General features: G+C 72.1%; 5 protein-coding genes and 1 pseudogene. 3 read left to right on the top strand and 3 right to left on the bottom strand.

The features are described from left to right. A pseudogene (locus E1258_RS34125) lies at nucleotides 1–364 on the bottom strand (hypothetical protein); the annotation flags it as partial. Nucleotides 365–543: 179 nt separating this feature from the next. Here E1258_RS34125 and E1258_RS28715 point away from each other — a divergent pair. After that, on the top strand, nucleotides 544–1,116 hold the full coding sequence (locus E1258_RS28715) for a hypothetical protein (protein ID WP_132406637.1): 573 nt from the start codon (nucleotides 544–546) through the stop codon (nucleotides 1,114–1,116). A 148-nt stretch (nucleotides 1,117–1,264) separates the two neighbouring features. Here the strand turns inward: E1258_RS28715 and E1258_RS28710 are convergent, their stop codons facing one another. Both E1258_RS28710 and glnA read right to left on the bottom strand, forming a co-directional pair. Beyond that, nucleotides 1,265–1,690, bottom strand: a complete 426-nt coding sequence (locus tag E1258_RS28710) for a DUF350 domain-containing protein (RefSeq protein WP_036372675.1) — start codon at nucleotides 1,688–1,690, stop codon at nucleotides 1,265–1,267. 107 nt (nucleotides 1,691–1,797) lie between these two features. Then, nucleotides 1,798–3,147 carry a type I glutamate--ammonia ligase gene (gene glnA, locus E1258_RS28705; protein WP_036372678.1) on the bottom strand — a complete coding sequence of 450 codons (1,350 nt, stop codon included), beginning with the start codon at nucleotides 3,145–3,147 and terminating at the stop codon, nucleotides 1,798–1,800. A 223-nt stretch (nucleotides 3,148–3,370) separates the two neighbouring features. On the opposite strand from glnA, the gene E1258_RS28700 reads away from it, so the two are divergent. Both E1258_RS28700 and panB read left to right on the top strand, forming a co-directional pair. After that, entirely contained in the window at nucleotides 3,371–5,146 is a 1,776-nt protein-coding gene (locus E1258_RS28700; RefSeq protein WP_132406635.1) for an NAD+ synthase, read from the top strand. Nucleotides 5,147–5,351: 205 nt separating this feature from the next. Further along, entirely contained in the window at nucleotides 5,352–6,197 is an 846-nt protein-coding gene (panB, locus tag E1258_RS28695) for a 3-methyl-2-oxobutanoate hydroxymethyltransferase (protein WP_132406633.1), read from the top strand. The last annotated feature ends 226 nt before the right edge of the window (nucleotides 6,198–6,423 follow it).

The following is a 6,423-nucleotide window of genomic DNA, read 5'->3' as shown; positions in this document are numbered from 1 at the left end:
GCCCCCCACCCCGCGCCGATCTTGCAGTTGAGCCCCGACAAAGGGGGCGAAACGCCTTTACCTGGGCCGAAAGTGCAAGATCGGCGCCGATGCCGGACCGGGCGGCGCACGGCCTCGCGGTCCTGCCCGGGCCAGAGCGGGTGAACCAGAGCGCGCCGCCCGGGCCGGCGGTCATGATCAGGGGCTGGCTCGCCGGGTCGCCGGGGTGGACCTCCACCGTGCCGTCGGCGGTCACCCGGGCGATCCCGCCGGAGCGGACCAGCGTCGCCCACAGCGCTCCGTCCGGGCCGGCGGTGATCCCGTACGGCCCGCAGCCCGGCCCGGGCAGGGCTGTCTCGCGAATGGTGGGCTGCGGCACGGGCATCCGCCTCTCTGTCGGGTCCGGCCCACCCTGGCAGGGCGCGATGTCCCCTGACAACCGGTTTGTCCGACCCGAGCGCCCGATTTTCAGCTCGCTGACAGGGTCGTCATGGCTCTGGTCCAGCTCGGTTGGTCACTGTCGGTGATGTCATCGCACCCGAGCAAGGATTTTGGAGGACCTGAATGTCCCGCACGATTTCGAAGAAGCACCTACTGGCCGGTTTCGCGGCGGCCGGGGTGCTCGGCGTGGGGATCGCGGCGCCGACCATCGCGTTCGCCGAGGAAAGTGCCACCCCGCCGAGCGCCAGCAACAGCACCAGCGAGAACACCCGGCAGCAGGAGCTCGCCGAGGCGCTCGCCAAGGAGCTGGGCGTTCCCACCGACAAGGTGGCCGCCGCCCTCAAGAAGGTCCGGGAGCAGCACAGGGCCGACCTGCCGGAGCAGGGCCAGCGTGGTGAGCGGCCCGACACCGCCGACCGACAGGCCGCGCTGAAGAAGCGGCTGGCGCTGGCCGTCAAGGACGGCAAGCTCACCCAGGAGCAGGCCGACGCCATCACCAAGGCCGTCGAGGCCGGCGTCTTCCCCGGCGCGGGCGGCTGGGTCCGGCACCACCACAGCGAGGACGGCGAGATCCGGCACCGCCACGGCGGAGACGGCGGGATTCGGTACGGCCACGGCGGAGACGGCGGAATCCGGCACCGCCACAGCGAGGACGGCGGAATCCGGCACCACCACGGCGGTCCGGTCGGCCCATGAGAGCCACCGCCTGATCAACTCCATGTCGCCGACGTGGCGGGGTCCGGAGCACTCCGACCCCGCCATGTCGGCGACATGGCGGGCCACCAGCCCAACCCGCCGCGTCGATCCGGCCGGCCCCGCCCGCCGGAAGTGGCGGGCGGGCCGGTCAGGCGATGCAGGCGCAGACGATCAGCGCAGCCCCGAAGTGGGTGGCGGCGCTGACCCGGGCCGCCGGGTGCGGCTCGTCGGAGCAGATGATCTCGCCCAGCTTGCCCGGGGTCAGCAGGTCGAGCACGAAGAACGCCAGCGCCATGATCAGCAGGCCGATCAGCCCGAAGACGACCGTGGACGCCAACCCCTTGGCGAAGTCGCTGTAGCTGGTCAGGATCGCGGTGAACACGATTCCGGCGATGCCGAGTTGGTTCGCGGCGAGCAGCAACCCGGCGTTGGCGTTGCGCCGTACCCAGATCAGCTCGCGCAGCCTGCCGGGGGTGAGCAGGTCGACCAGGCCGAAACCGGCCACCATCAGCCCCACCCCGACGACCCCGAACACGACGCTCTGCCATGCTCCGCTGAGCAGGTCCTCCAGCACCGACTGCCTCCCGACCACCACCGGCCGCCCGGCGGGGGTGCCGGCGCGGTGATCGAGACGATAGCGGCCCGCCGCAACCCCCCGACAGACCGCGCCGGCCGGCGGCACTACAGCGACAGGTAGCGCTGCCGCTCGTAGGGGGTGACCTCGCGGCGGTACTGCTCCCACTCGGCCCGCTTGTTGCGCAGGAAGAAGTCGAAGACGTGCTCGCCGAGCACCTCCGCGACCAGCTCGGAGCCGGCCATCACGTCGATCGCCTCGGACAGGTTCTCCGGCAGCGCCTCGTACCCCATGGCGTGACGCTCGGCGCTGCTCAGCGACCAGACGTCGTCCTCGGCACCCGGGGGCAGCTCGTAGCCCTCCTCGATGCCCTTGAGGCCGGCGCCGAGCAGCACCGCGAAGGCCAGGTACGGGTTCGTCGCCGAGTCCAGCGAGCGGACCTCCACCCGGGCCGAGTTCGGCTTGCCGTACGCGGGGACGCGGACCAGCGCCGACCGGTTGAGGTGACCCCAGCAGACGTACGCGGGGCTCTCGGTGATCCGGTCCGGCAGTGCCTGCGGGAACAGCCGCTTGTAGGAGTTGACCCACTGGTTGGTGACCGCCGTGTACTCCCGGGCGTGCATGAGCAGCCCGGCGATGAACGACTTCGCCACCTTCGACAGCTTCATCGGGTCGCCGCCGTCGTGGAACGCGTTGCGCTCGCCCTCGAACAGCGACAAGTGGGTGTGCATGCCGCTGCCCGGCTGGTCGGTGAACGGCTTCGGCATGAAACTGGCCTGCACGCCGGTGGAGAGCGCTACCTCCTTGACCACGTGCCGGAAGGTCATGATGTTGTCGGCGGTGGTCAGCGCGTCGGCGTAGCGCAGGTCGATCTCCTGCTGGCCGGGGGCGACCTCGTGGTGGCTGAACTCCACCGAGATGCCGATGCGCTCCAGGGCCAGCACGGCCTGCCGGCGGAAGTCCCGCGCCACCGCGTGCGTGGTGTGCTCGAAGTATCCGCCCGTGTCGACCGGGGTCGGCACCGAGCCGTCCTGCGGGCCATTCTCGAGCAGGAAGAACTCGATCTCGGGGTGGGTGTAGAAGGTGAAGCCCTTCTCGGCCGCCTTGGACAGCATCCGGCGCAGCACGTGCCGGGGATCGGCCCAGGACGGGCCGCCGTCGGGCAGCAGGATGTCGCAGAACATCCGGGCGCTCTCGCCGCTCACCCCACCCTCGAAGGGAAACACCTGAAAGGTGGTCGGGTCGGGCATAGCCACCATGTCGGACTCGAAGACCCGGGCGAAGCCCTCGATCGCCGAGCCGTCGAACCCGATGCCCTCCTCGAACGCGGCCTCCAGCTCGGCGGGGGCCACCGACACGCTCTTGAGCGTGCCGAGCACGTCGGTGAACCACAGCCGGACGAACCGGATGTCCCGCTCTTCCAGCGTACGGAGGACGAACTCCTGCTGACGGTCCACTTCCACCCCTCGTGCCACTGTTTCCGCCGCCGGTCGGGCCTGACCGCCCAGTTTCCACCGGCTCCTTTACGCAGACGTTACGCGACCGGCCCGGACCGCGTCCTGTCGTGTCCCGCCCCCTGGCGGACGGAGCCCAGGCAGGCGCCCGCCGCGCGGCGCAAGTGGCGACCGTCTCCGACCCGCCCGCCGTGTCGGGACGGCCCGGCTGGGGCAAGATGTGGACATGCCCACCCTGCGTCTCGCCCTGTCCCAGGTCAACCCGAGCGTCGGCGACCTCGCCGGCAACGCCGACCTGGTTCGCCGGTGGACCCGTACGGCCGCCGACGCCGGTGCCCAGCTCGTCCTGTTCCCGGAGATGGTGCTGACCGGGTACCCGGTCGAGGACCTGGTGTTCCGCCGGTCCTTCGTCGCCGCGTCGCAGGCCGCGCTGCGCCGCCTCGCCGCCGACCTGGCCGCCGACGGCCTCGGCGGGCTGCCCGTGGTGGTCGGCTACCTGGACGCCGACGGCCCGCCGCAGGTCAGCTCCGACGCCGAGCCGGGCCGGGGGGCCCGCAACGCCGCCGCGGTGCTGCACGGCGGCGAGGTGGTGGCCACCTACTTCAAGCACCACCTGCCCAACTACGGGGTGTTCGACGAGGACCGCTACTTCGTCCCGGGCGACACGCTGACGGTCGTCCGCGTCGGCGGGGTGGACGTCGCCCTGACCATCTGCGAGGACATGTGGCAGGCCGGCGGCCCGTTCGCGGCGGCCCGGCAGGCCGGCGTCGGCCTGGTCGTCACCATCAACGGCTCGCCGTACGAGCTGAACAAGGACGACATCCGGCTGCCGCTGGTGCGTCGCCGGGCCGCCGAGGCCGGGGCCACCGTCGCGTACGTCAACATGGTCGGCGGCCAGGACGAGCTGGTCTTCGAGGGCGACTCGCTGATCGTCGACGCGGACGGGACGCTACTGGCCCGCGCCCCCCAGTTCGTCGAGCATCTGCTCGTGCACGACGTCGAGCTGCCGGCGGCGGCCGAACGGGCCGACGGCGACGGGGCACGCGCCGGCGGCGAGGTGACCGACGGGATGCGGATCGTCCGGGCCACGGTCGGCGGCGTCCCGCCCGCACCCGGCGGCGCGGCGGCGGTGGGCGGGATTATCGAGCCGGTCGCCGACGAGGCGGAGGTGTGGCAGGCGCTGGTGCTGGGCCTGCGCGACTACGTCGACAAGAACCGTTTCCCGTCGGTGGTGCTGGGCCTGTCCGGCGGCATCGACTCGGCGGTGGTGGCGGCCCTCGCGGTCGACGCCCTCACCCCCGGCCGGGTGGTCGGCGTCTCGCTGCCCAGCCAGCACTCGTCGGAGCACTCCCGGGCCGACGCGGAGGACCTGGCCAAGCGCACCGGGCTGGACTACCGGGTGGCACCGATCCAGCCGATGGTGGACACGTTCCTGGCGAACATGTCGCTGTCCGGGGTGGCGGTGGAGAACCTCCAGGCCCGGGTACGCGGGGTGCTCCTGATGGCGTTGTCGAACCAGGAGGGCCACCTGGTCCTCACCACCGGCAACAAGAGCGAGCTGGCGGTCGGCTACTCCACCCTCTACGGCGACTCGGTCGGCGGCTTCAACCCGGTGAAGGACGTGTGGAAGACGCTGATCTGGCGGCTGGCGAAGTGGCGCAACGCCGACGCCGCCCGCCGGGGCGAGACCCCGCCGATCCCGGAGAACTCGATCGGCAAGCCGCCGAGCGCCGAGCTGAGCCCCGGCCAGCTCGACAGCGACACGCTGCCGGACTACGACGTGCTCGACCCGATCCTGATCGGGTACATCGACGGCGACCTGGGCCGGACCGGGCTCGTCGAGTCCGGGCACGACCCGGCCATCATCGACCGGGTGCTGCGGATGGTGGACACCGCCGAGTACAAGCGCCGGCAGTCGGCCCCAGGCACCAAGATCTCCATGAAGGCGTTCGGGAGGGACCGGCGGCTGCCGATCACCAACCGGTGGCGCGAGGACAGCTGACCCGGGCCGGGGCGGCACCACCCGCACCGTGAGCGCCGCCCACAGCGCGTCGGGCTCGGCGCGTCACTTTCCGGGAATCCGGAGGGCGCGCCCGGTCCCCCAGGAAGTGAAATCCTCCACTGTCTCCTGCCGGCGACCGTCGCGCGGTGCGACGCTTGCGAGGAACCCGGGGACCGCGCGCGCGGCCTCGAGGAAGGAGAGAGCCATGGTGGAGTCCACCCCGACCGAGGTGACCGCCCTCTACGGCGGCCCGGTCACCCGGCGGGTCCGCACCCGCGACCTGCTCGCCGCCAAGGAGCGCGGCGAGAAGTGGTCGATGCTCACCTCGTACGACCAGTACACGGCGTCGATCTTCGACGCCGCCGGGATCCCGGCGCTGCTGGTCGGCGACTCGGCGGCGAACAACGTCTTCGGCTACGAGACGACGCTTCCGGTGACCACCGAGGAACTGCTGCCGCTGGTCCGTGCGGTGGTGCGGGCGACCCGGCAGGCGCTGGTCGTCGGCGACCTGCCGTTCGGCTCGTACGAGGAGGGGCCGACGCAGGCGCTGCGTACCGCCGTGCGGTTCATGAAGGAGGGCGGCTGCCACGCCGTGAAGCTGGAGGGCGGCCGGCGCTGCGCCGACCAGATCGCCGCGATCGTCGGGGCCGGCATCCCGGTGATGGCGCACATCGGCTTCACCCCGCAGAGCGAGCACACCCTCGGCGGGTACCGGGTGCAGGGGCGCGGCGACACGGCCGACGAGGTGTTCGCCGACGCCCTCGCGGTGGCCGAGGCGGGCGCGTTCGCGGTGGTGCTGGAGATGGTGCCGGGCGAGGTCGCCAAGCGGATCACCGGGGAACTGTCGATCCCGACCGTCGGCATCGGCGCCGGGGTGGACACCGACGCGCAGGTGCTGGTCTGGCAGGACATGGCCGGCCTGCGCACCGGGAAGGCCCCCCGCTTCGTGAAGCGCTACGCCGACCTGGCCGGGGCGCTGGCCGAGGCCACCCGGCGGTTCGCCGACGAGGTCCGCGGCGGCGAGTTCCCCGCCGCCGAACACACCTTCTGAGCATCCGGGCCGACCGGCGGCTGCGCATCCGGGCTGGTGGACGGCGTGCCGCTGCGTCGTCCACCAGCCGGTGTCGGTGGACGACGCAGCGGACGAAGCCGCTAAGGTACCCGTCCGTGAATCACGCACGTATCTCAACCGTTGTCCTGACCTGCGTTTCCCTGGTCGCGCTCGCGGCGTGCGGCGGAAAGGAGCCGTCGCCGACGGCCGCGCCCACCACCCCGGC

Origin of the sequence: Micromonospora sp. KC207, from assembly GCF_004348615.1 — a bacterium.
Lineage (GTDB): Bacteria > Actinomycetota > Actinomycetes > Mycobacteriales > Micromonosporaceae > Micromonospora.
This window is presented reverse-complemented; position numbering and strand designations above follow the sequence as displayed.

Excerpts from the sequence above, each read along its gene's own strand:
- E1258_RS28700 (WP_132406635.1), top strand. The coding sequence starts at position 3,371 with ATGCCCACCCTGCGTCTCGCCCTGTCCCAGGTCAACCCGAGCGTCGGC.
- panB (WP_132406633.1), top strand. The coding sequence starts at position 5,352 with ATGGTGGAGTCCACCCCGACCGAGGTGACCGCCCTCTACGGCGGCCCG.
- E1258_RS28715 (WP_132406637.1), top strand. The coding sequence starts at position 544 with ATGTCCCGCACGATTTCGAAGAAGCACCTACTGGCCGGTTTCGCGGCG.